The sequence below is a fragment of the Pseudomonas sp. Z1-29 genome (genome assembly GCF_051131995.1).
In the GTDB taxonomy this organism is placed as follows: Bacteria; Pseudomonadota; Gammaproteobacteria; order Pseudomonadales; family Pseudomonadaceae; genus Aquipseudomonas.
This window is the reverse complement of sequence record NZ_CP071645.1, coordinates 4,117,323-4,140,000: the sequence shown is the minus strand read 5'-3', so window position 1 is coordinate 4,140,000 and position 22,678 is coordinate 4,117,323. Positions and strand designations below refer to the sequence as shown.

The window sequence follows — 22,678 nt, the reverse complement described above, 5'->3', positions numbered from 1 at the left end:
AGACCAAGGTTTCCTGCGCAACGTTAATCGACGCAGGGTTAGTCGGTCCCTAAGGCGAGGCTGAAAAGCGTAGTCGATGGAAAACAGGTTAATATTCCTGTACTTCTGGTTATTGCGATGGAGGGACGGAGAAGGCTAGGCCAGCTTGGCGTTGGTTGTCCAAGTTTAAGGTGGTAGGCTGAGATCTTAGGTAAATCCGGGATCTTAAGGCCGAGAGCTGATGACGAGTTACCCTTTGGGTGACGAAGTGGTTGATGCCATGCTTCCAAGAAAAGCTTCTAAGCTTCAGGTAACCAGGAACCGTACCCCAAACCGACACAGGTGGTTGGGTAGAGAATACCAAGGCGCTTGAGAGAACTCGGGTGAAGGAACTAGGCAAAATGGCACCGTAACTTCGGGAGAAGGTGCGCCGGTGAGGGTGAAGCACTTGCTGCGTAAGCCCACGCCGGTCGAAGATACCAGGCCGCTGCGACTGTTTATTAAAAACACAGCACTCTGCAAACACGAAAGTGGACGTATAGGGTGTGACGCCTGCCCGGTGCCGGAAGGTTAATTGATGGGGTTAGCTAACGCGAAGCTCTTGATCGAAGCCCCGGTAAACGGCGGCCGTAACTATAACGGTCCTAAGGTAGCGAAATTCCTTGTCGGGTAAGTTCCGACCTGCACGAATGGCGTAACGATGGCGGCGCTGTCTCCACCCGAGACTCAGTGAAATTGAAATCGCTGTGAAGATGCAGTGTATCCGCGGCTAGACGGAAAGACCCCGTGAACCTTTACTATAGCTTTGCACTGGACTTTGAATTTGCTTGTGTAGGATAGGTGGGAGGCTTTGAAGCGTGGACGCCAGTCTGCGTGGAGCCATCCTTGAAATACCACCCTGGCAACTTTGAGGTTCTAACTCAGGTCCGTTATCCGGATCGAGGACAGTGTATGGTGGGTAGTTTGACTGGGGCGGTCTCCTCCTAAAGAGTAACGGAGGAGTACGAAGGTGCGCTCAGACCGGTCGGAAATCGGTCGTAGAGTATAAAGGCAAAAGCGCGCTTGACTGCGAGACAGACACGTCGAGCAGGTACGAAAGTAGGTCTTAGTGATCCGGTGGTTCTGTATGGAAGGGCCATCGCTCAACGGATAAAAGGTACTCCGGGGATAACAGGCTGATACCGCCCAAGAGTTCATATCGACGGCGGTGTTTGGCACCTCGATGTCGGCTCATCACATCCTGGGGCTGAAGCCGGTCCCAAGGGTATGGCTGTTCGCCATTTAAAGTGGTACGCGAGCTGGGTTTAGAACGTCGTGAGACAGTTCGGTCCCTATCTGCCGTGGACGTTTGAGATTTGAGAGGGGCTGCTCCTAGTACGAGAGGACCGGAGTGGACGAACCTCTGGTGTTCCGGTTGTCACGCCAGTGGCATTGCCGGGTAGCTATGTTCGGAAAAGATAACCGCTGAAAGCATCTAAGCGGGAAACTTGCCTCAAGATGAGATCTCACTGGGACCTTGAGTCCCCTGAAGGGCCGTCGAAGACTACGACGTTGATAGGCAGGGTGTGTAAGCGCTGTGAGGCGTTGAGCTAACCTGTACTAATTGCCCGTGAGGCTTGACCATATAACACCCAAGCAATTTGCTGATCCTGCTCTGGAAACGGAGAAAGGCGCCAGATTGCGGTGTGTGAAGACGAGATGAACCGAAAGTTCGAGTCAAAACCCACAAACTATCGCATACCCATTCGCTGGAACGTGACCGCAAGGCACGCGCTGGCTACCGAATTTCTTGACGACCATAGAGCATTGGAACCACCTGATCCCATCCCGAACTCAGAAGTGAAACGATGCATCGCCGATGGTAGTGTGGGGTTTCCCCATGTGAGAGTAGGTCATCGTCAAGATTAAATTCCGAAACCCCTATCTGCTGACGCAGGTAGGGGTTTTGTTTTTTCTATTAAAAAAAGGTGACCTGAGGGATATCCTCTTGGACACCATCAATCAAGCCCCAGGTACCGGGCAGCTCAGGTCTCCTTCTTCGCAGTTGAGGTACGTCTTGAACGCCTCTACTCGCGCCTTCGTCAGGGCTGTAATGCAGTCATTCTGAATCATCGGATAGACGCTCCCCCCTTCGACACCAGAAGCAGAAAAGCTGCATTCGGCGTCACGGAAGTCAATCCAGGCTCGCTGTGCCTTGACCAGCAATTGCTTGGCCTCGGCATTGTCTTTCAAACGCGCTGTGATCTGTTTGTACAGACTGTTCAGTTCCTTGTCGGCGGTCTTTGTCTCTTGGGCTGCACACTGGTTCATGTCGCCTTGGGTCGTGGCGTTGGTACAAACGTCAGCCTGGACAGCGCCAATGAACAACAGCGGAATCAGGGGCAGCAACAAACGGGTGTACATCATCAAGCTCTCCATGAGGGGTAAAAACTGCTGGAGGAGTGTAACCAAACAAGGCGTTGATACAACTTTACGGTTGGCCTTGTGGTCTTACAGGCCTAATGTTGAACACAGGAGGTGACGACCCATGCATCTATCTGATCGTATCGAAAGAAAGATCTTGTTGAAGGCGCCGCGTTCGCAGGTCTGGCGAGCCATGGCCAATGCTGAAGCCTTCGGCCAATGGTTTGGCGTGGATCTCGCGGGCAAGCGGTTTGTCGCCGGTGAGCGCACCCAAGGGCAGATTACCTATCCGGGTTATGAGCATCTTGTGTGGGATGTGCTGGTGGAGCGTGTCGAACCCGAGCGAGTGTTCTCGTTTCGCTGGCATCCTTACGCTGTGGAGCCGCAGACCGACTATTCCCAAGAGTCCGAGACGCGTGTGCAATTCGAGCTTGAAGACATGGGCGGTGGCACTCTGCTGAAGGTAGTGGAGTCGGGGTTCAATGACATTCCCGAGGCGCGTCGACTCAAGGCTTTCCGAATGGACAGTCGTGGTTGGGATGAACAGATGGCCAATATTGAAGAGTATCTGAACAAGCCATGATCGATCCCAAGGACCAAACGCCGGTTACCTGACCGGGCTAAGGGTTTCCGGAAGGGGTGATATGGCGAATGTCTTACACGGCTTGGTAGCTATGTCCTCTGTTTCACTTTGGATCCGACGCGTAATCTAGCCTCATCCACTGAAGCACAGGAAGTGCTCAGGATCAGGGACGATCGACCTTGCAAGGATGGCTACCGACAGGGAGTCGTAATGGTCTTGGAAAAACCCGCTTCGGCGGGTTTTTTTTTCGCCTGTAGAAAAGTAACAGTGGCGCATAGCGAAACGCTTACGTTGCGACGCTGCTTTCTCGTCTTTTTCTGCCTATTGATCCCCTCTAATCTATATCCATCCACTGAGTACAGGGAGTGCTTGGGGTCATGGATGATGGGACCCGGCATGGAGTGCCTGACAGGAAGTCAATCTGGTCCTTGAAAAACCCGCCTAGGCGGGTTTTTTTTCGTCCAAAGGATAGCCCCGTCATGCCAGGCGCCGTCCGATGGTGCGGTCAGCGCCATCAGCAGCGAGAGTCTGGCCGCCAGGAGTGCGATCCGCGCCGTCTGCTGCCACTGACTGCAAAGGCTCAGGCGACTGGGTAAAGAATCGATCCTGTTGCTGGCTTGGCAATGCGAAAGCGCTGGCGCTCAGGACAAGGCTGGTAACGGCGATCAAGGAATTGAAAGTTTTCATGGCAATGACTCCGGTCGTATCAAAGGGTTGGGTGCCGGGTCGTTCAGATGTCGAAATCTGCTGAACCCGTTGCAGCCCGGACGGTTGTCTTGCTGCATGGGTTCAGAGTAGGGGCGAGGTGGCTAGGGTCGTTAGTCGGATACTGCCCTCGGTTTGCCTGATCCTGTTTGTATGCAGAATCAGGCAGTGCTCGCTTGCAACGCCTGGGCGCGAAGGCGAGCGACGTCCTTGCTCGGTGAGGCACCGAATAGACGGCTGTATTCACGGCTGAACTGCGAGGGGCTCTCGTAGCCCATCTTGTAGCCGATTGACGAAACATCGCTGTTCTCCGCCAGCAGCAGTCGTCGGGCTTCCTGCAGGCGTAACTGTTTCTGGTATTGCAACGGGCTCATGGCGGTCACGGCCTTGAAGCGATGATGCAGTGCCGAGGGACTCAGATTGATCATCTGCGCCAGGCTGTCGATGCTCAATGGTTCGGCGTAATGGGTGTTAAGCCACTCGATGGCGCGGCTGATGCGGTGGGTCTGTGTGTCAGGAATAGCGATTTCGTGCAGCCGCCTGCCCTGGGCGCCTCGCAACAGTCGATAGAAAATCTCTTTCTGGGCCAGTGGCGCGAGGGTGGCGATGTCGTCCGGGCTGTCGAGCAGTCGCAGCAAACGCAGCATTGCGTCGAGCAGCGGCTCGTCGATGCGGTCCAGGAACAATCCGCGATCGGCTCTTTCGCTCGGTACGCCAATTGGGCTGGCATCGGCGATCAACTGGCAGATCTGTGCCGGGTCGATGTCCAGGCGTATGCACAAGTACGGTTGCTCGGGGCTGGCCTCGATCACCTGGCCGGCCAGCGGCAGCGTCACAGAGACCACCAGGTAATTGAGCGGATCGTAAACGTAGCGCTCGTCAGACAGCGTGACTTCCTTGCGCCCCTGGACAATTACGCACAGCCCGGGCTTGTGCACAACGTGCAAGGCCTCGGTGGGTTGATCGCTGCGGATCAGGTGCAAGGCCTCGATGGCCGTTGCGTGGACACCATATTCCGGTGCGAAGCGCTTCATCAGGTTCGCCAGCTCGGCGCGACGCCGATCTACGCCGTTAATGGGCGTGATGGTGATGGACGTGGATACCGACATGCCGATCAATCTCCCTGGCCAATTTAATGGATCGCGCTAGTAAAACTGATTGCAGCCGTAACGACCAGAGGCGTTATCGTTACAGGATCGTGCAAATGCGCAGGAGAATCCGGCTAACCGAAGCGCCTGACACCCTCCTAATCTGGACCTGTCAAAACGCTCCCACCGGGAGCCAACGCATCCAGACGAGGAAACCATCATGTCCGATATTCAAAACAAAGTAGTGGTCATCACTGGCGCCAGCAGCGGGATTGGTGAGGCGGCAGCACGGTTGTTGGCGGCCCGCGGGGCTTGCGTGGTGCTTGGCGCCCGGCGCGTGGAGCGCTTGCAAGCGCTGGTGCAAGAACTTGAAGCCGCCGGTCACCGGGCTGCCTGCAAAGCCGTGGACGTGACCCGTCGCGACGATGTCCAGAGCCTGATCGATTTCGCCGTCGAGAAATTCGGCGGGCTTGACGTGATCATCAATAACGCCGGCGTCATGCCGCTCTCCAAGCTTGAGGCGCTGAAGGTCGAGGAGTGGGACCGCATGATCGACGTCAACATCCGTGGCGTGCTCCACGGCATTGCCGCCGGCCTGCCGTTGATGCAGCGCCAGCGCAGCGGACAGTTCATCAATATTGCCTCCATCGGTGCGTACACCGTCAGCCCGACTGCCGCTGTGTACTGCGCGACCAAGTTTGCCGTACGGGCGATTTCCGAAGGCCTGCGCCAGGAGGTGGGTGGGGATGTCCGCGTGACGGTGATTTCCCCCGGCGTGACCGAGTCGGAACTGGCGGAAAGCATTTCCGACGAAGGCGGACGGGCCGAGATGCGCGAGTTCCGCAGGATCGCCATCCCCGCAGAGGCCATCGCTCGGGCAATTGCCTATGCGATCGAGCAACCGGCAGACGTGGACGTCAGCGAATTGGTGGTGCGGCCGACGGCCAGCCCATTTTAAAACCTGGCGACCACTAGGAGACGTCCCGTGAGAAAGGCATTTGGAGATCAGGACAAATTCGTCGGCCTGTGGGTGACGGCCGATGGCGTGATTCGCCATCGGTTGCTTCCGGGCGGGCGCTACGACGAAGCGCGGGGCACTCGGGAGAGTGCCTATGAGGGCGACTATTGGCTGCAGGACGACCATATCGAATACCACGACGATACGGGTTTCACCGCCGACGGGGATTTCCGCGATGGCGTGCTGTATCACGCCGGAATGGTCCTGTATCGCCAGGAAGAATAGGCCATCCAAGCCAGGCACCGGATTGCTGTGCCTGGCTGAACCTGCCGCTACGCTGTTTCCAAGCGTGCCGCAGCCCGCTGGGTGATCTGCGAGCGCACGCGGAACGATTCCGCCGAACGCCGGTTGGCCTCTTCGAGCACCAGCGTCGGCGCGGTGTCCGGGGAACCTGCGGCGAACGGCGGAGCCGGTGCGTATTCAAGCTGCAATTGGACCAGCTCGGCGGTGTCCTGGTCGAACAGCTCGGCCGCCAGGGTCAAGGCAAAATCGATCCCTGCTGTGATGCCGCCACCGGTAAGCAGGTTGCCGTCGCGGACCACACGGTCCTTGACCGGCGTCGCCCCCAGCGGCTGCAACAAACTGTGGAAGGCCCAGTGGGTGGTGGCGCGCTTGCCGCGCAACAATCCCGCCGCGCCGAGTACCAGCGCACCGGTGCACACCGAGGTGATGTATTTGGCGTGAGTGGCCTGGCGCTTGATGAAGGCCAGGGTCTGCTCGTCTTCCATCAACGGACCGACGCCGCTACCACCGGGGACACAAATGACGTCGAGCTTCGGACAGTCCTCGAAGGTGGTGGTTGGCAGCAGGACCAAGCCCGTGCTGGAGGTAACCGGCGCCAGGTCTTTCCAGATCAGATGCACTTTCACATCTGGCAGCGAAGCCAGCACGTCAAAAGGCCCGGTGAGGTCCAACTGCTGAACCTGGGGGAATAACAGAAAACCGATCTGCAACGTCATGTCGCTTGCTCCTTTGGATGATTGCCCGAGGGGGTGGACGGTTTGACTTTAGACTCGTAGGATCTGGCGTATTCGCCAATAAGCCCTCGAATCACGCCAATATGCCAAACACAGCAAAAACCGTTCATGTGCTGGCCTTCGCCAACGTACAAGTGCTGGATGTCACCGGACCTTTGCAGGTATTCGCCTCGGCCAATGATCTGGCCCCCGGGAAGGGTTTACCGGCGCCGTATGCGCCGACCGTCATTGCTGCGGTTGGCGGGGCGGTGATGTCGTCGGCGGGGTTGGCGCTGATGGCCGAACCACTGCCCAGCGAGGGCAGTGACACCTTGTTGATTGCCGGCGGTTGGGGCGTGTACGAAGCCGCGAAAGATCCTGCGCTGGTGGCCTGGGTCAAGGACCAGGGAGCGCGTTCGCGAAGAGTCGCATCGGTGTGTACCGGGGCGTTTCTGCTGGCGGCCAGTGGCTGGTTGGACGGACGCCGGGTGGCGACCCATTGGACCCGTTGTGAACAGCTGGCCCGGCAACATCCAGAACTGCAGGTCGAACCCAATCCGATTTTCATCAAGGATGGTTCGGTCTGGACCTCGGCTGGCGTCACGGCCGGCATTGACCTGGCGTTGGCGCTGGTCGAAGAGGACCTGGGCCGGGCGATGGCGCTGGAGGTGGCGCGGCATCTGGTGGTGTTCCTCAAGCGCCCCGGGGGACAGTCGCAGTTCAGCGCTACCTTGGCGCTACAGGAGCAGGGCGGTCGTTTCGATAAACTGCACGCCTGGATCGCCGAAAACCTCACCCGCGACCTGGGCTTGTCGAGGCTGGCCGCCGAGGCCGGTATGAGCGAGCGCAGTTTTGTCCGTCATTACCGTGCCGAGACCGGCCAGACCCCGGCCCGCGCGGTGGAACTGATCCGCGTGGAAACTGCCCGGCGGCTGCTCTGCGACAGTGCGGTGCCGATCAAGCGCGTCGCCCTGCAATGCGGCTTCGGCAGCGAAGAAACCTTGCGTCGCAGTTTTCTGCGGGGCATGGGCGTGACGCCCCAGGCTTATCGCGAGCGGTTTGCGCTCAGCCCTCAAGCAAATCCAGCAATGCCTTGAGCGTGGCTTCAGGTGCTTCCTGAGGAATGTTATGGCCGACGCCGGCCAGCACGCGGCGCTCGTAGCGTCCGGTGAAATGCGCGGCATCTCCGTCGTGCTCGGGCGCGGGTCCCACGCCGTCATCTGCACCGCACAGGGAAATACTCGGCACGCTGATGGCCGGTTGCGCCGCCAACTGTTCCTCCATCCATTCAAGCGTCGGATCTCCCGGCGCATACATGAAGCGATGGCGATAGGAATGAATCACCACCTCGACAAAATCCGGGTTATCAAACGAAGGCGCGCTCAGCGGATACAGCTCCGCACCGCGCGCCCAGGTCGGCGACCACAGGCGCCAGAGCAATTGGCACAGCTCGCGTCGGTTCTGCTTCAGGCCTTCGACGCCTCGGTCGGTGTGGAAGTAATACTGATACCACAAGCGGTATTCGGTTTCCGGGTCCAGTGGCTGGGTTGATCGAGGAATATTCTGTAGGTTGTAGCCATCGCCGGTGACCAGGCAGCGAACGCGCTCGGGCCACAACGCGGCGACAATGCACGCGGCGCGGCCACCCCAGTCATAGCCGCACAGCGCAGCCTGGGGAATGTCGAGTGTGTGCATCAGGTCCAGCAGGTCCTGGGCCAGTGCCGCTTGCTGGCCGGAGCGGGCAATCGCGGGATTGTTGAAACGGGTCGGGCCGTAGCCGCGCAGGTACGGCACGATGACTCGATAACCGCGTTGGGCCAAGGGCGGCGCAACCTCGTCAAAGGCCCGCGGATCGTAGGGAAAACCGTGCAGCAGGATGATCGGCTCGCCGTTGGCGGGGCCGTGTTCCTCATAGGCGATGCGCAGCAGCGGCGTTACCGCAAAATTGATCTTGGGCGCAGATGTCATGTCGATCTCCGGCTTCACTCGGTTGGGGTCAGGCGGGTTCCTGGTTCACATATTTGGCCCGGTCTGGCGTGAATGTCACGATCATGCTCGTGTTGGAGCAGGTCAGGGTGCGTTCCTCGGCCAGGTCGATGTCCAGGTCTTCGCCGCGCAGGCCCTGCCATTGGGCCAGATACTTGAGGCAACCGAACTTGGCGGTCTTCTTCAGGCTGCGGCTGACTCCGCCTTTCCAGCCCAGCACCGGCAGCTCTCCGGCGAGGCAACGTTGCGCCAGTTCAGGGAACCTCTGCGCCCGGTCGCGGCCGACTTCCCAGCATTTGATCAAGCCCTTGTCCGGGCCGTCCCAGAGTTCTTCGCGGCTCAGCCCGGTGCGGGGTTCGGTGGTGATGGGACGTTGGATATGCGTCATGGTCGGGTCCTTGAGTCGGGTTCTTATCGGGCAGCTCCGCTGCACCCGTGAGTGCATCGATCTTAGGAGAGGGGGGCGGGGCTGGCAACCAGGAGTCACTCAAAGGCGTTTAGCTTTGGCGAAAAGCAGATCCCCCGTGGCGAGGGAGCTTGCTCCCGCTCGGCTGCGCAGCAGTCGTCGTTTTTCAATCCGGAATTTTTGGGGTCGCTGCGCAACCCAGCGGGAGCAAGCTCCCTCGCCACAGGGGTGGTGGTCCTTACAAAAAATTTGGCGAATCAGAATTTTCCGACGAGTCGTGGCGGTTGGTGGTTCGGAAGTTGTTGGGGATAGGCTTTGGTCGTCGCTGCAAAATCAGCGACCGGGCTTGGTCGTCCGGGTTTAGAATGGCGCATTGTCTGCTTTATGGCTGACTGTGCGTGGGAGGGCTGCGGGCCCTGCCGGGTATCCATTCCCTGGTCGACCAACCTGCGCATAGTTCGCCACCCTCTGCTTGGTCGCGGAAATGGCGAACTCCACCGCTGGGGCTCAGCAGTTGATCGAGTTGGGAATACTGCTGGCCAACCGAGCGCTGGATAACGTCGAACTGGCGGAGCCACCGCGCTAGCCCGAACACCGCAGGCCCACTGTGGCGAGGGAGCTTGCTCCCGCTCGGCTGCGCAGCAGTCGTCGTTTTTCAATCCGGAATTTCTGGGGTCGCTGCGCAACCCAGCGGGAGCAAGCTCCCTCGCCACGGGGGATAATCCAAATTTCCCCTCACGGCTGCCAATGATTTTTCTCCCCGCTCAACCTGCGGTCCAGGAAACTCGCCGCGCTGATCAGCGCCAGATGGCTCAGCGCCTGGGGCAGGTTGCCCAGGTGATAACCATGGCTGTCGAATTCCTCGGCATACAGCCCAAGCGGATTGGCGTAGCGCAGCAATTGTTCGAACTCCAGTTGGGCTTTCTCCACGCGGCCGGCGCGGGCCAGGCACTCGACGTACCAGAACGAGCAGGCGACGAACGAACCTTCGGTGCCGCTGAGGCCGTCGATGGAGCCGTCGTCGGTGCGGTAGCGATAGACCATGCCGTCGCGCACCAAATCTTTCTCGATGGCGTCCAGCGTTGACAGCCAGCGCGGGTCGCGGGCACTGACGAAGCGCACCAGCGGCATCAACAGCATCGAGCCGTCAAGGGCGGTGCTGCCCAGGCGCTGGACGAAGTGCTGGTGTTCGTCGTTCCAGAAATTCGTCCAGATGTCTTCATAGATGGCCTGTCGAGTCTCGTCCCAACGCGCGAACGGGGCGGGCAGGGAACGTTTGCTCGCCAGGCGGATGGCACGGTCCACCGCCACCCAGCACATCAGCCGCGAATGCAGGAAATGCTGCTCCTCGCCGCGCATTTCCCAGATACCCACGTCCTTGTCCCGCCAGATTTCGCATACTTGGTCGACCACATCGACCGTGTGTTTCCAGCCTTGGTGGGAGATGGCTTCGCCGTATTTGTTGACCAGGTACACCGCATCCATCAACTCGCCGAAGATGTCCAACTGAACCTGCTGGTAGGCGAGGTTGCCGATGCGCACCGGACGCGCGTTGCCGTAGCCGCTCAGGTGCGTCAGCTCGGTTTCCGGTAGTTCGAGCCGGCCGTCCAGGCCGTAGAGGATGTTGAGCTTGGTCGGTTGTTCGCGGCAGTCGCTGACCCGGCCGCGCAGCCAGCGCATATAGGCGTTGGCTTCGTCGACAAAGCCCAGGCGCATGAACGCGTAGACGGTGAACGAGGCGTCGCGGATCCAGGTGTAGCGGTAATCCCAGTTGCGTTCGCCGCCGCGTGTTTCCGGCAGGCCGAAGGTGGCGGCGGCGAGGATCGCGCCCTGTTTGCGCGAGGTCAGCAGCTTCAGCGCCAACGCCGAGCGGTTGACCATTTCCCGCCAGCGGCCACGGTAGTTGGATTGGCCGATCCAGCCGCGCCAGAACGCCAGGGTTCGTTCCAGGCACAGGGCACTGGTGTCGTCCACCAGGCGCGGGTCGTCGATGCCCCCCAGGAGAAATTCGGCGGTCTGGCCTTGGCCCAGGGTGAACTCGGCCACCGCCGCCTGGCCATCCAGGGTCATGGGCTGGTCGGCGCACAGGCGCAGGCTCGGTTGCTGCGGGGCCTCGAAGATGACGTGATCGCCGTCCTGGCGCGCGGTAGTCGCGGCGCGTGAATAATCATGGCGCACCGCGCAGCGCATGCGAAACGTCGCGCTGCCGACCGTCATGCGCACTCGGCGCATCAAGACCGGCAAATCATCCTCGCTGTCGCCAATAGGCAGCAGATCGGTGATTTCCACCACCACGCCATCGCTCAGCCAGCGGGTCTGCAAGACATTGGTGTCGGGCAGGTAGATTTGCTGGCGACGGGCATCCGGCAAATCCGGAGCAAGCTGAAAGATGCCCGCCTCAGGGGTGTCGAGCAGCGAGCAGAAGATCGACGGGCTGTCGAATTCCGGCCAGCAGAAAAAATCCACGCTGCCCCGATCGTTGACCAGCGCCGCCGTGCGCATGTCACCGATGATGCCGTGGTTCTCGATCGGGCTCTGCGGTTCGTCACGATCAGCCATTGCCGCGGAACCCCGGATAGAGGCTCATCCCGCCATCGATGAACAGCGTGGTGCCCACCACATAATCGGACAGGTCCGACGCCAGCCAGACCACTGCATTGGCGACATCCTCCACATTGCCGACCCGGCCGTAGGGGATCAGCTGCAACAGCTCCTGTTCCTTGTCGCCCTCCATGGCCTCACGGTTAATGGCTGTGCGGATGGCGCCGGGGGCGATGCTGTTGATGCGGATGCGCTGGTGGCTGGTTTCCTGGGCCAGGGTCTGCATGAGCTGATCGATGCCGCCCTTGGACGCCGCGTAATTGACGTGGCCGGCCCAGGGGATGCGCTGGTGCACCGAACTCATGTGGATGATCTTGCCGGCGGCCTGGGACACACCCTGGCGAATGCCCTGGCGGTTGAAAATGCGCAAGGCCGCGCGGGCGCAAAGGAACTGGCCGGTGAGATTGACGCCGATGACGGTGTTCCAGTCGTCCAGGCTCATGTCGACGGCGGCGGCATCTTTTTGCAGGCCGGAGTTGGCGACCAGGATGTCCAGCGTGCCGAACGCGTCCAGGGTCTGGGCGAACAGCCGCTCGACGTCCTGTTCCTTCGACACATCGGCACCAATGGCGATGGCTCTGCCGCCGCTGTCGTTGATTTCGCGGGCCAGGCCTTCGGCGGGGCCGGCGCTGGAATGGTAATTGAGCACCACGGCGGCACCGGCCGCCGCCAGTGCCCGGGCCGAACCTGCGCCAATGCCGGAGCTGGCGCCGGTAACCAGAGCAACTTGTCGGGCAAGAGAAATCTGCATGGGATAGCACCTTGAACTGAGGGCCTTACTTGCTGACTGACGACAGGCGCGCAGAGTTCATTTGCGGGCGGCAGTCTTCACATTTCACCGACAGTTTTGCGCTTTCCCCGGCACCGTCCTTTGTGGCAAGTTGCAGGCCCTTGTTGAGGCGGCATCCCATGGCAAATCCTTATCGTGAACTGTTCAGCGCACCTGGCAGCCGTGGCTTCGTGCTGGCGGGAATGATCGCGCGCATGCCGATATCGATGACCGGGATCGGCGTGATCACCATGCTTGCGCAGCTCAAGGGCGGCTACGGATTGGCCGGTGCGGTGGCGGCGACGTTTGCCTTGGCGACGGCGTTCTGCGCGCCACAGGTGTCGCGGCTGGTCGACCGTTTTGGCCAGGGGCGGGTCTTGCCACTAGCGGCGCTGCTGGGTGGCGGGGCGTTGCTGATGCTGCTGTTGTGCACGCGCTTGCAGGCGCCCCAGTGGACGCTGTTCCTGTTCGCCGCCCTGGCCGGTTGCATGCCCAGCATGTCGGCCATGGTGCGGGCGCGCTGGACCGAGGTGTATCGCGGCCAGCCGCAGCTGCGCACTGCCTATGCGCTGGAGTCAGTGTTGGACGAGGTCTGCTTCATCGTCGGACCGCCGCTGTCGGTGGGGTTGTGCGTGGTGGCGTTCCCGGAGGCCGGGCCGCTGGCCTCGGTGTTGCTGCTGGCGATCGGCGTGACGGCGTTTGTCCTGCAGCGCGGCACCGAGCCGCCGGTGCACCCGCATCAGGCGCATCACCAGGGTTCGATCATCAGCTCAAGCGACGTGCTTTTGCTGCTGCTGTTGATGGTCGCCATGGGCGTCATCGTCGGCGTGGTGGACGTAGTCAGCGTTGCGTTCGCCCAGCATCAGGGGCAACCGGCGGCGGCGAGCATTGTGCTGTCGGTCTATGCCATCGGCTCGTGCCTGGCCGGCCTGGCGTTTGGTGCGCTGCGTTCGAAGTTGCCATTGCCGCGATTGTTCCTGTACGGCGGGGTGGCGACGGCGCTAACCACGCTGCCGCTGTTGTTGGCGAGCAATATCCTCGGGCTGTCGCTGGCGGTATTTGTCGCGGGGTTGTTCTTCGCGCCGACGCTGATCGTCGCCATGGCCCTGGTGGAACGCATCGTGCCACCGGCGCGGCTCACCGAAGGGCTGACCTGGCTGGTGACCGGCCTGAGTATCGGCGTGGCCATCGGCGCGGCCGGCTCGGGTTGGCTGGTGGATACGTATGGCGCGCGCAGTGGTTTCTGGCTGGCGATTGCGGCTGGGGCGGTGGTGCTGGGAGCGGCAGTGCAGAGTTATCGCCAGCAAAAATAGATGCACACCTTCTGTGGCGAGGGAGCTTGCTCCCGCTGGGTTGCGTAGCGACCCCAAGGTTTGCGCCTGCTGCGCAGTCGAGCGGGAGCAAGCTCCCTCGCCACGAAAGCAAACTTCGGACGCTACCAACCCCGCCCCGAATTCACCCAGAAATTCACTGACAGCGAAGTGGCCACCGACTCCACCTGATGAAACCAGCCCTCCGGCAAAAACAGCAAATCCCCAGCCTCCAGCGTCACCCGCAGGAATGTCACGTCGCGGGCGTGGGGGAAACGCTCGTAGTCCGGCGCGTCCGGGTTGAAGTCGCAACCGTCCAGCCCGCCCTGGGGCGCGGTCGACCAGGTGCCCAGGGCCTCGCGGTGGTGGGGGGCGGCGAGGGTGAAGGTTTTCTGGCCCCAGACCTGGGCGAACAGGTTGTCGGTGTCGTCGCGGTGCAGCGGTGTGAGGGTGCCCTTGGGGCCGATCCAGATGCGCGGCGGAATGAACAGTGACGGATCGAAGTAGGGCGGGTACTTGATCAGCGCCATCAACTGCGCCGGCAAGATATTGTTGCCCATGTAGGCTGGCGGCTCGCCGTCCGCACCCTTGGCGGCCGGGTTGTCGAGGGACTCGATGAAGTCGGCCATGGAGGTCGAGCGAAAATCGCGCTCGGTGGAAAAGGTTTTTTTCACGTAGTCGCCGTGGCGGGTGATGCCTTGCAGCTGGGCAAAATGCACCAGGGATTCTTCCCGGCTGAGCTTGAACAAGGGCCAGTCCTGCAGCGCGTCGCTGATCACCAGCGGAATGCCATGGGGCAGGTAGCGTGCCTGGAAATCCCTCACCGACAGTTCGCTGCGCGGCCGCCGCTCGACGCTGCGTTGGGTCGGCAGGCTCGCGGTGAGGGTTTCGCTGAAGCGCGGCGGGGTCGGGTAGCGTTTGTTCATGTCGACCTTTTCCGCCGGGCGGCTGCCATTGCGGGCGTGATCGATGATCTGCGGCAGCAACGTCGCCAGGCCCATGTTGCCACCGATCTTCAGGCGGCCGCTGGCGAACAGTTCCTCGACGTTGGCCAGGCCGGCCATGATCCCGAGAAAGTCCTTTTCCGCGATTTCGATGGTCACGTCGGGGCTGCTGTGCCGACCGGCCTGGGTGTGGCTGCTGGCTTTGACCTCGGACCAGTACGCCTGATGCGGGCCGAACACGAATTGGAAAACGCCGTCGATACCAACGGCGCCGGCGTTGGCGAACAGTTTGCCCAGGATGGTTTGCAGGTCCACGGCGGTCACTCTTGTGGGTTTTGGTCTTAGCAGGTAACGAGGGCCTGGATCAGAAATTTAGCCCTCGCGCCTGACCATCGCCCTAGCGTGTCGCGACGATGAACACCCTCGGGAACGGCAGCAGGACCGACCCATCGTCCAGGGCCGGATAGGCCTGTTCGATGGCCTTGAGGTATTGCTGCAGATAGTCCTCGCGCTGCGCTTCGTCCAGCGGCTCGAGGAATGGCCGCAGGCCGCTGCCCTTGAACCACTCCACGACCCCCGAGGCGCCACCGGCCAGCGGGTGATGGTAGGTGGTGCGCCACACATCGACGCGGGTGCAGTGGGGTTTGAGGATCGAGTAATAAGTGCTGGCATCCTCCACCTCGGTCCGCGAATCCGCCGCGCCGGCCAGTTGGCTGGCCCAGGGGCCGCTGGCAGCAATGTCACGCATCAAGCGATGGGACGGTTGGTGCAGAGTGTCAGGCATCTGGACGGCCAGGCTGCCGCCAGCGGCGAGTTTGTCCACCAGCGACGGCAGCAGGGTGGCGTGGTCGGGAAGCCATTGCAGCACGGCGTTGGCGAAGATCACGTCGAAGGGGCCGCTTTCGTTCCAGCGCCCGATATCGGCGGTGTCGAATGTCACGCCGGGCAAGCGCTTACGGGCGGCTTCGACCATGTCGGCGGAACTGTCCAGGGCACGCACCGTTGCGCCGGGAAAGTGATCGACCAGCAGCTCGGTGGAGTTGCCGGGGCCGCAGCCCAGGTCGATGACCTGACGCGCCTGTACCGGCGGGATGGCCGCCAGCAGATCGCGGGACGGGCGGGTGCGTTCCTGTTCGAACGCGACATATTGTTGGGCGGACCAGCTCATTGTGTTCTCCTTAAGGGCAGACCAGGCCATCGGGCGTGCAGTATAAGACGCATCCGGGCGAAGGGCCGGTGACTAATTCTCCATGGCCCGGCCTCGTTATTCCTTTAATACAAACGATCGGAGAAAACCGCAGTGACCCAACTGACCCTGCTGTGTCTGCCGTATTCCGGCGCCAGCGCGATGGTTTACAGCCGCTGGCGGCGCAAGGTGCCGCAGTGGCTGACGGTGCAGCCGGTGGAGTTGCCGGGGCGTGGGGCGCGTTTCGCCGAGCCGCTGCACACCGACATGGGGCCCTTGGCCAAGCAATTGGCGCGTGAGCTGGCTCCGACCCTCCAGGCCCCTTACGCCTTGTTCGGCCACAGCCTGGGCGCGCTGCTGGCCTGTGAAATCGCTCATGCCTTGCGTGAGCTGGGCTGCCCGGAGCCGGTAGCGCTGTTTGCCTCGGGCACCGCGGCGCCGACGATGCGCGCCGACTATGACCGGGGTTTCGCCGAGCCGAAAACCGATGCCGAACTGATCGACCAGCTGCGTACCCTCAACGGTACCAGCGAAGAGGTGCTGGCCAATGAAGAGCTGATGGCTTTGACCTTGCCGGTACTGCGCGCGGACTTCCTGCTCTGTGGCCGCTACCAGCCAAGGCTTCGGTCACCGCTCAACTGCCCCGTGCACGTGCTCGGCGGCACCGCCGACAAGGCCACCACCAAACAGTTGATCGGCTGGAGCCGCGAAACCAGCGGCAGCTTCTCCGTGGATATGCTGGCGGGCGGGCACTTCTTCATCCACGAACACGAGGCCAGGGTGCTGCGGCTGATCAAGGATCAGCTGAGCGTGCATCACCGGCGACACGGGTTGGCGATCAGCGCATAACCGATTCAAGACCCGCTTTTGTGGCGAGGGAGCTTGCTCCCGCTGGGCGGCGAAGCCGCCCCAAAAGAGATGGCGCATTAAGCCAGGCAGACCGCATCAGCCGGTTTACGACTGCTGCGCAGCCGAGCGGGAGCAAGCTCCCTCGCCACGGTTTTTCTTCATTCCTGACACTTGTTCCCAATCGCTAATTTTTCCGGTTTGCATTCGTTTCATAGGGACGACTTGCCTTTGTGCCTCTGTGCCCACTGATTCCGGATACCCCAGAAATGAATGCTGAAGACGCCTTGAAACTTGCTCGCCGGTTTATCGGGTTGCCCCTGGACAAGCGCCAGATGTTCCTGGCAGCGCTGGACAAGGAGGGCGTGGATTTCAGCCGTTTCCCCATTCCCCAAGGCGTCGAAGCCGACGACCGCCAGGCCCTGTCCTATGCCCAGCGCCGCATGTGGTTTCTCTGGCAACTGGACCCCGACAGCGGTGCCTACAACTTGCCCGGCGCGGTGCGGCTCAAGGGCGCGCTGAGCCTGTCGGCGCTGGAGCAGGCCTTCGCCAGCCTGGTGGCCCGCCATGAAACCCTGCGCACAGTGTTCCAGCGCCAGGCCGACGACAGCCTGGTGCAAGTACCTACCGATGCGCCGCTGGTGATCGAGCAACAGGACCTCAGCGCATTGCCCGCAGGCGAACGCGAGCAGGCAGTACGTCAAGCCGCCGAAGCACAATCGATGCGCCCCTTCGACTTGTCGCGCGGCCCTTTGCTGCGGGTCGAACTGCTCAAGCTTGATCAGCAGGAGCACGTGTTGCTGCTGACCTTGCATCACATCGTCTCGGACGGCTGGTCGATGAACGTGCTGATCGACGAGTTCATCCGCTGCTACGACGCCCACGAGGCAGGCGTGGCCCCGCAATTGGCCGACCTGCCGATCCAGTACAGCGACTATGCCCTGTGGCAGCGTCGCTGGCTGGAGGCCGGCGAGCAGGCGCGGCAGCTGGCGTACTGGCAGGCACAACTGGGCGATGAACATCCGGTGCTGGAGTTGCCCACCGACCATTCGCGCCCGGCGATGCCCAGCTATCGCGGCAGCCGTTATGAATTCGCCATCGACGCCGCATTGGCGGAGCAACTGCGCAGCACAGCCCAGCAGCAGGGCGTCACGCTGTTCATGCTGTTGCTCGGCGCGTTCAATGTGCTGCTGCATCGCTACAGCGGCCAGTCCGATATCCGCGTCGGCGTGCCGATCGCCAACCGTAACCGGGATGAGGTCGAAGGGCTGATCGGCTTCTTCGTCAACACCCAGGTACTGCGTACCGGACTGGACGGCCAGCTCCGTGTCGACGAGTTGCTGCGCCGGGTCAAAGAAACCGCGCTCGGCGCCCAGGCCCATCAGGACCTGCCGTTCGAACGCCTGGTCGAAGCGCTCAAGCTGGAGCGCAGCCTCAGCCATACGCCGTTGTTCCAGGTGATGTACAACCATCAGCCGCACGTGGCGGACGTCACCACGATCCGCACGGCGTCCGGGCTGGAACTGGGCATGATCGAATGGCAGGCGCGCACCACTCAGTTCGACCTGACCCTGGACACTTATGAAAAGGCCGGCACGCTGCACGCGGCGCTGACCTACGCCAACGACCTGTTCGAGGCGCCGAGCATCGCGCGCATGGCCCGGCATTGGCTGCGATTGCTCACCGCGATGATCGCTGATCCGTCCCGGCGCATCGGCGAACTGCCGCTGCTCGACGCTGACGAACACGCCACCCTGGTCCACGGTTGGAACGCCACGGCGCAACGCTACCCGACCGCGCAGTGCATGCATCAACTGATTGAAGCCCAGGTGGCGCGCACCCCGGACGCACCGGCGCTGGTATTTGGCGAGCAAACCCTGAGTTACGCCGAGCTCGATGCCCGCGCCAACCGACTGGCTCACCTGCTGCGGGAGCGCGGCGTGCGGCCGGACAGCCTGGTGGGGATCTGCGTCGAGCGCTCGCTGGAAATGGTGGTGGGCCTGCTGGCGATTCACAAGGCCGGCGGCGCCTATGTGCCGCTGGATCCTGAGTACCCGCAGGAGCGCCTGGCCTACATGATCGAGGACAGCGCCATCGGCTTGCTGCTGACCCAGCGCTCGCTGTCGGCGGCGCTGCCAACCGACGGCGTCGAGGTGATCGAACTCGACCAGGCGGCCGGCTGGCTCGACGGCTACAGCGACCATCGTCCCGACATCACGCTTGATCCGCTGAACCTGGCCTACGTGATCTACACCTCTGGCTCCACCGGCAAACCCAAGGGCGCTGGCAACAGTCACGCGGCACTGGCCAATCGCTTGTGCTGGATGCAACAGGCCTATGGCCTGGACGGCAGCGACGCGGTGTTGCAGAAAACTCCGTTCAGCTTCGACGTGTCGGTGTGGGAGTTCTTCTGGCCGCTGATGACCGGAGCCCGGCTGGTAGTCGCCGCGCCGGGCGTGCACCGCGATCCGCTGCAACTGATCGAGACCATCAAGCGCCATGGCATCAGCACGCTGCACTTCGTGCCGTCGATGCTGCAAGCGTTCATTCATGAGCCGGGCGTGGAAAGCTGCGAAGGTCTCAAGCGCATCGTTTGCAGCGGTGAAGCGCTGCCGTTGGACGCGCAACACCAGGTCTTCGCCAAGCTGCCGAACGCCGCGCTCTACAACCTCTACGGCCCGACCGAAGCGGCCATCGACGTGACCCACTGGACCTGTGTCGATGAAGGCGCCGATTGCGTGCCGATCGGTGTCCCCATCGCCAACCTGCGCACCCATGTGCTCGACGCCGATCTGTCGCCGGTGCCGTGGGGCGTGGCGGGCGAGTTGTACCTGGGCGGGACGGGGCTGGCGCGCAGTTATCACCAGCGTCCGGCGCTGACCGCCGAGCGTTTCGTGCCGTGCCCGTTCCATGCCGGCGCACGCCTGTACCGCACCGGTGATCGCGTGCGCCAGCGCGCCGACGGCGTGATCGAATACCTCGGCCGTCTCGATCATCAGGTCAAGTTGCGCGGCCTGCGCATCGAGCTCGGCGAAATCGAAACCCGCCTCATGCAACACCCGCTGGTGCGCGAGGCCGTGGTGCTGGTCCAGGACGGCAAGCACCTGGTGGGTTACCTGGTGCTGGAAAACAGCGGGCCGCACGAGCAGTGGCAGCAGGACCTCAAGGCTTGGCTGCTGGCGAGCCTGCCGGAATACATGGTGCCGACCTATCTGATGCCGCTGGCCAGATTGCCCGTCACCGCCAACGGCAAGCTCGACCGCAAGGCCCTGCCACAACCGGACGCCGCGCCCCGACAAACATTCGTCGCCCCGCAGGATGCGCTGCAAGTTGCCCTGGCCGAAATATGGCAGGACGTACTCGGCGTGGAGCGCGTCGGCCTCGAAGACAACTTCTTCGAGCTGGGCGGCGACTCGATCATTTCCATCCAGGTGGTGAGCCGCGCGCGGCAGGCCGGTATCCGCATTCATCCCCGCGATCTGTTCCAGTACCAGACCGTGCGCAGCCTGGCGCTGGTCGCCACTCGCGACAGCCACAGTGCTGTGGATCAGGCGCCAGTTACCGGCGATGCTGTGCTCGGGCCGATCCAGCGGCAGTTCTTCTCCCAGGCGATGCAGGCCCGTGACCACTGGAACCAGTCGCTGTTGCTGACCGCCCGCGAGCCGCTGGATGCACAGCGGCTCGACGCGGCGCTGACCTGCGTCATCAACCACCACGACGCCTTGCGTCTGCGCTTTGTCGAAGACGCCGACGGTTGGCGGCAGGGCCACGGGCCGCTTGTGCAAAACGCCGATCTTTGGCAACGCGAAGCCCGATCCATCGAAGACCTCGCTGCACTGTGCGACGAGGCGCAGCGCAGCCTGAAGCTGCAGGACGGTCCGCTGCTGCGCGCCATGCTGGTGGACCTGGCCGACGGGAGCCAGCGGCTGGCGCTGATCATTCATCACCTGGTAGTGGACGGTGTGTCGTGGCGCGTGTTGCTGGAAGACTTGCAGCAAGCCTACGAACAACTGGCGGCGGGCGGCGCGGCCACGTTGCCGGCCAAGACCAGCGCGTTCCAGAGCTGGACCGCGCGGCTCAGTGCCGAAGCGTCGCGCTTCGACGATCAGTTGGCCTACTGGCAAGCCCAGCACCAGGGCGCGGCGGACATTCCTTGTGATCGTCCGCAGGGCAGCCTGCAAAATATCCACGGCGCGAAGATCGAATGGCGCCTGGACGCCGAGCTGACCCGGCAGTTGCTGCAACAGGCCCCAGCGGCCTATCGCACCCAGGTCAACGACCTGTTGCTGACCGCGCTGGCCCGCACCATCAGCCAATGGAGTGGACAGTCGGACACGCTGGTGGAACTGGAAGGCCATGGCCGCGAAGAGCTGTTCGACGACATCGACCTGACCCGCACGGTCGGTTGGCTGACCAGCCTGTTCCCGGTGAAGCTCACCGTTACCGACGACCTCGACGGTTCGATCAAGAGCGTCAAGGAGCAACTGCGCGGCGTGCCGGACAAAGGCCTGGGGTATGGCGTGCTGCGGCATCTGGCGGCACCTTCGGTACAAGCGACATTGGCCGGTCTGGCGCAACCGCGCATCACCTTCAATTACCTCGGCCAGTTCGACCGTCAGTTCGACGAAACGGCGCTGTTGCTGCCATCCGGCGAAGGCAGTGGGGTCGCCCAGGACCCGACCGCGCCGCTGGCCAACTGGCTGACCGTGGAAGGCCAGGTGCATGGCGGCGAGCTGGCGCTGAGCTGGGGGTTCAGCCGTGAAATGTTCGACAGCGCGACCGTGCGGCAACTGGCCGATCAATACGCCCTCGAGCTCAAGGCGCTGATTCGACATTGCGTCAGTCTGGCGACGCCGCAAGCGACGCCGTCGGACTTCCCGCTGGCGCAAATCAGCCAGGCGCAGCTCGACCATCTGCCGGTGGCGGCTGGCCAACTCGACGATATCTACCCGCTGTCACCGATGCAGCAGGGCCTGTTGTTCCACACGCTGTACGAGCAGGCGGCGGGCGAGTACGTCAACCAGCTGCGGGTGGACGTGCAAGGCCTGGATGCCGAGCGATTCCGTGCGGCGTGGCAGGCCACCGTCGCTGCGCAAGACATCCTGCGCAGCGGCTTCGTCTGGCAGGGCGAATTGCCGCAGCCGCTGCAGATTGTCCACAAGCAGGTGCAGTTGCCGTTCACGGTGCTCGACTGGCGCGAGCGAGCCGAGCAGACCCAGACTCAGGCCCAGGCACTTGCTGCCCTGGCTGACGCAGAACGCGCGCTAGGTTTCGATCTGAGCCAGGCACCATTGTTGCGCCTGGTGCTGGTGCAGACCGGCGCCGAGCAGTGGCATCTGATCTACACCCATCACCACATCCTGATGGACGGCTGGAGCAATTCGCAGTTGCTCGGCGAGGTCATGCAACGCTACAACGGCCACGCGCCGGGCCGCATCGCCGGACGTTATCGCGATTACATCGCCTGGCTGCAACGCCAGGACGGCCAGCTCAGCCAGGACTTCTGGAGCGAGCAACTGGCCGCGCTGCAAGAACCGACCCGGCTCGCCCGCGCAGCCTTGGGCGATGCAGGCCAGAGCGGCCATGGCGATCACTTCCTGACGCTGGATGCGCCACGCACCAAGGCACTGGAGACTTTCGCCCGCCGGCAGAAAGTCACCGTCAACACGCTGGTGCAAGCGGCGTGGCTGCTGTTGCTGCAACGCTATACCGGGCACCAGACCGTGGCATTTGGCGCGACCGTGGCCGGGCGGCCGGCGGATCTGCCCGGTATCGAGCAGCAGGTCGGCCTGTTCATCAACACCTTGCCGGTGATCGGCACGCCGCGCCCCGACCAGACGGTTGGCCAGTGGCTGCAAGCGGTGCAGGCGCAGAACCTGAGCCTGCGGGATTTCGAGC

At 62.3% G+C, this 22,678-nt stretch carries 17 protein-coding genes and 2 rRNA genes (2 of these 19 only partly in view); 9 read left to right on the top strand and 10 right to left on the bottom strand.

Annotation, left to right across the window (positions count from 1 at the left end; genetic code table 11):
• Positions 1-1,603: ribosomal RNA gene (locus J3P84_RS18620) — 23S ribosomal RNA — on the top strand (it extends 1,289 nt beyond the left edge of the window).
• A gap of 164 nt (positions 1,604-1,767) precedes the next feature.
• Positions 1,768-1,883 (top strand): 5S ribosomal RNA (gene rrf, locus J3P84_RS18615).
• 97 nt (positions 1,884-1,980) lie between these two features.
• Here rrf and J3P84_RS18610 read toward each other — a convergent pair.
• The gene (locus tag J3P84_RS18610; RefSeq protein ID WP_434631422.1) at positions 1,981-2,382 is read right to left on the bottom strand and encodes a lysozyme inhibitor LprI family protein; all 402 of its coding nucleotides are present in this window, start codon (positions 2,380-2,382) and stop codon (positions 1,981-1,983) included.
• Between the two features lie 124 nt (positions 2,383-2,506).
• On the opposite strand from J3P84_RS18610, the gene J3P84_RS18605 reads away from it, so the two are divergent.
• Complete coding sequence (locus J3P84_RS18605; RefSeq protein WP_434625035.1) at positions 2,507-2,965, top strand: SRPBCC family protein; 459 nt, start codon at positions 2,507-2,509, stop codon at positions 2,963-2,965.
• Positions 2,966-3,442: 477 nt separating this feature from the next.
• On the opposite strand, the gene J3P84_RS18600 is transcribed toward J3P84_RS18605, so the two are convergent.
• Both J3P84_RS18600 and J3P84_RS18595 read right to left on the bottom strand, forming a co-directional pair.
• Entirely contained in the window at positions 3,443-3,652 is a 210-nt protein-coding gene (locus tag J3P84_RS18600; RefSeq protein WP_434625033.1) for a hypothetical protein, read from the bottom strand.
• 179 nt (positions 3,653-3,831) lie between these two features.
• Positions 3,832-4,779, bottom strand: a complete 948-nt coding sequence (locus J3P84_RS18595; RefSeq protein WP_434625031.1) for an AraC family transcriptional regulator N-terminal domain-containing protein — start codon at positions 4,777-4,779, stop codon at positions 3,832-3,834.
• A gap of 199 nt (positions 4,780-4,978) precedes the next feature.
• Between J3P84_RS18595 and J3P84_RS18590 the strand changes: the two genes are divergently transcribed.
• Together J3P84_RS18590 and J3P84_RS18585 are read left to right on the top strand one after the other, a co-directional pair.
• Positions 4,979-5,716 carry an SDR family oxidoreductase gene (locus J3P84_RS18590; RefSeq protein ID WP_434569275.1) on the top strand — a complete coding sequence of 246 codons (738 nt, stop codon included), beginning with the start codon at positions 4,979-4,981 and terminating at the stop codon, positions 5,714-5,716.
• A 27-nt stretch (positions 5,717-5,743) separates the two neighbouring features.
• A complete protein-coding gene (locus J3P84_RS18585) occupies positions 5,744-6,001 on the top strand; it encodes an Atu4866 domain-containing protein (RefSeq protein WP_434569274.1) in 258 nt (85 codons plus the stop codon).
• 47 nt (positions 6,002-6,048) lie between these two features.
• Here the strand turns inward: J3P84_RS18585 and inhA are convergent, their stop codons facing one another.
• Positions 6,049-6,735, bottom strand: coding sequence for an isonitrile hydratase (gene inhA / locus J3P84_RS18580; protein ID WP_434625029.1), 687 nt, complete (start codon positions 6,733-6,735; stop codon positions 6,049-6,051).
• Between the two features lie 101 nt (positions 6,736-6,836).
• On the opposite strand from inhA, the gene J3P84_RS18575 reads away from it, so the two are divergent.
• Positions 6,837-7,829 (top strand): GlxA family transcriptional regulator, encoded by a 993-nt coding sequence (locus J3P84_RS18575; protein ID WP_434625027.1) that lies wholly within the window; start codon positions 6,837-6,839, stop codon positions 7,827-7,829.
• On the opposite strand, the gene J3P84_RS18570 is transcribed toward J3P84_RS18575, so the two are convergent.
• From J3P84_RS18570 to J3P84_RS18555, 4 genes are all read right to left on the bottom strand, one after another.
• The gene (locus J3P84_RS18570; RefSeq protein WP_434625024.1) at positions 7,798-8,700 is read right to left on the bottom strand and encodes an alpha/beta fold hydrolase; all 903 of its coding nucleotides are present in this window, start codon (positions 8,698-8,700) and stop codon (positions 7,798-7,800) included. The two genes, J3P84_RS18575 and J3P84_RS18570, sit on opposite strands and share 32 nt — an antisense overlap.
• 28 nt (positions 8,701-8,728) lie before the next feature.
• On the bottom strand, positions 8,729-9,106 hold the full coding sequence (locus J3P84_RS18565; RefSeq protein ID WP_434603383.1) for a hypothetical protein: 378 nt from the start codon (positions 9,104-9,106) through the stop codon (positions 8,729-8,731).
• A gap of 753 nt (positions 9,107-9,859) precedes the next feature.
• On the bottom strand, positions 9,860-11,683 hold the full coding sequence (locus J3P84_RS18560; RefSeq protein ID WP_434625021.1) for a glycoside hydrolase family 15 protein: 1,824 nt from the start codon (positions 11,681-11,683) through the stop codon (positions 9,860-9,862).
• Positions 11,676-12,476 (bottom strand): SDR family oxidoreductase, encoded by an 801-nt coding sequence (locus tag J3P84_RS18555; protein WP_434625019.1) that lies wholly within the window; start codon positions 12,474-12,476, stop codon positions 11,676-11,678. Before J3P84_RS18555 ends, J3P84_RS18560 begins: the two co-directional genes overlap by 8 nt.
• A gap of 158 nt (positions 12,477-12,634) precedes the next feature.
• On the opposite strand from J3P84_RS18555, the gene J3P84_RS18550 reads away from it, so the two are divergent.
• Positions 12,635-13,807: an MFS transporter gene (locus tag J3P84_RS18550; protein ID WP_434603390.1), complete on the top strand. Its 1,173-nt coding sequence runs from the start codon at positions 12,635-12,637 to the stop codon at positions 13,805-13,807.
• A 122-nt stretch (positions 13,808-13,929) separates the two neighbouring features.
• Here the strand turns inward: J3P84_RS18550 and J3P84_RS18545 are convergent, their stop codons facing one another.
• On the bottom strand, positions 13,930-15,063 hold the full coding sequence (locus J3P84_RS18545; RefSeq protein ID WP_434625016.1) for a cupin-like domain-containing protein: 1,134 nt from the start codon (positions 15,061-15,063) through the stop codon (positions 13,930-13,932).
• A gap of 82 nt (positions 15,064-15,145) precedes the next feature.
• Positions 15,146-15,916, bottom strand: a complete 771-nt coding sequence (gene tam / locus J3P84_RS18540) for a trans-aconitate 2-methyltransferase (RefSeq protein WP_434625014.1) — start codon at positions 15,914-15,916, stop codon at positions 15,146-15,148.
• A 132-nt stretch (positions 15,917-16,048) separates the two neighbouring features.
• Here tam and J3P84_RS18535 point away from each other — a divergent pair, with 132 nt between their 5' ends.
• Positions 16,049-16,783 (top strand): thioesterase II family protein, encoded by a 735-nt coding sequence (locus tag J3P84_RS18535; protein ID WP_434625012.1) that lies wholly within the window; start codon positions 16,049-16,051, stop codon positions 16,781-16,783.
• Positions 16,784-17,049: 266 nt separating this feature from the next.
• Positions 17,050-22,678: the start of a non-ribosomal peptide synthase/polyketide synthase gene (locus tag J3P84_RS18530; protein ID WP_434625010.1), read on the top strand. 6,818 nt of this gene lie beyond the right edge of the window; 5,629 of the gene's 12,447 nt are visible here — the first part of the coding sequence; the start codon lies at positions 17,050-17,052; its stop codon lies off the right edge, out of view.

Coding starts and splice junctions, on each gene's coding strand:
- J3P84_RS18600 (WP_434625033.1), bottom strand. CDS start 3,652: ATGAAAACTTTCAATTCCTTGATCGCCGTTACCAGCCTTGTCCTGAGC.
- J3P84_RS18575 (WP_434625027.1), top strand. CDS start 6,837: ATGCCAAACACAGCAAAAACCGTTCATGTGCTGGCCTTCGCCAACGTA.
- J3P84_RS18565 (WP_434603383.1), bottom strand. CDS start 9,106: ATGACGCATATCCAACGTCCCATCACCACCGAACCCCGCACCGGGCTG.
- J3P84_RS18560 (WP_434625021.1), bottom strand. CDS start 11,683: ATGGCTGATCGTGACGAACCGCAGAGCCCGATCGAGAACCACGGCATC.
- J3P84_RS18595 (WP_434625031.1), bottom strand. CDS start 4,779: ATGTCGGTATCCACGTCCATCACCATCACGCCCATTAACGGCGTAGAT.
- J3P84_RS18550 (WP_434603390.1), top strand. CDS start 12,635: ATGGCAAATCCTTATCGTGAACTGTTCAGCGCACCTGGCAGCCGTGGC.
- J3P84_RS18610 (WP_434631422.1), bottom strand. CDS start 2,382: ATGTACACCCGTTTGTTGCTGCCCCTGATTCCGCTGTTGTTCATTGGC.
- J3P84_RS18590 (WP_434569275.1), top strand. CDS start 4,979: ATGTCCGATATTCAAAACAAAGTAGTGGTCATCACTGGCGCCAGCAGC.
- J3P84_RS18555 (WP_434625019.1), bottom strand. CDS start 12,476: ATGCAGATTTCTCTTGCCCGACAAGTTGCTCTGGTTACCGGCGCCAGC.
- tam (WP_434625014.1), bottom strand. CDS start 15,916: ATGAGCTGGTCCGCCCAACAATATGTCGCGTTCGAACAGGAACGCACC.
- J3P84_RS18605 (WP_434625035.1), top strand. CDS start 2,507: ATGCATCTATCTGATCGTATCGAAAGAAAGATCTTGTTGAAGGCGCCG.
- inhA (WP_434625029.1), bottom strand. CDS start 6,735: ATGACGTTGCAGATCGGTTTTCTGTTATTCCCCCAGGTTCAGCAGTTG.
- J3P84_RS18570 (WP_434625024.1), bottom strand. CDS start 8,700: ATGACATCTGCGCCCAAGATCAATTTTGCGGTAACGCCGCTGCTGCGC.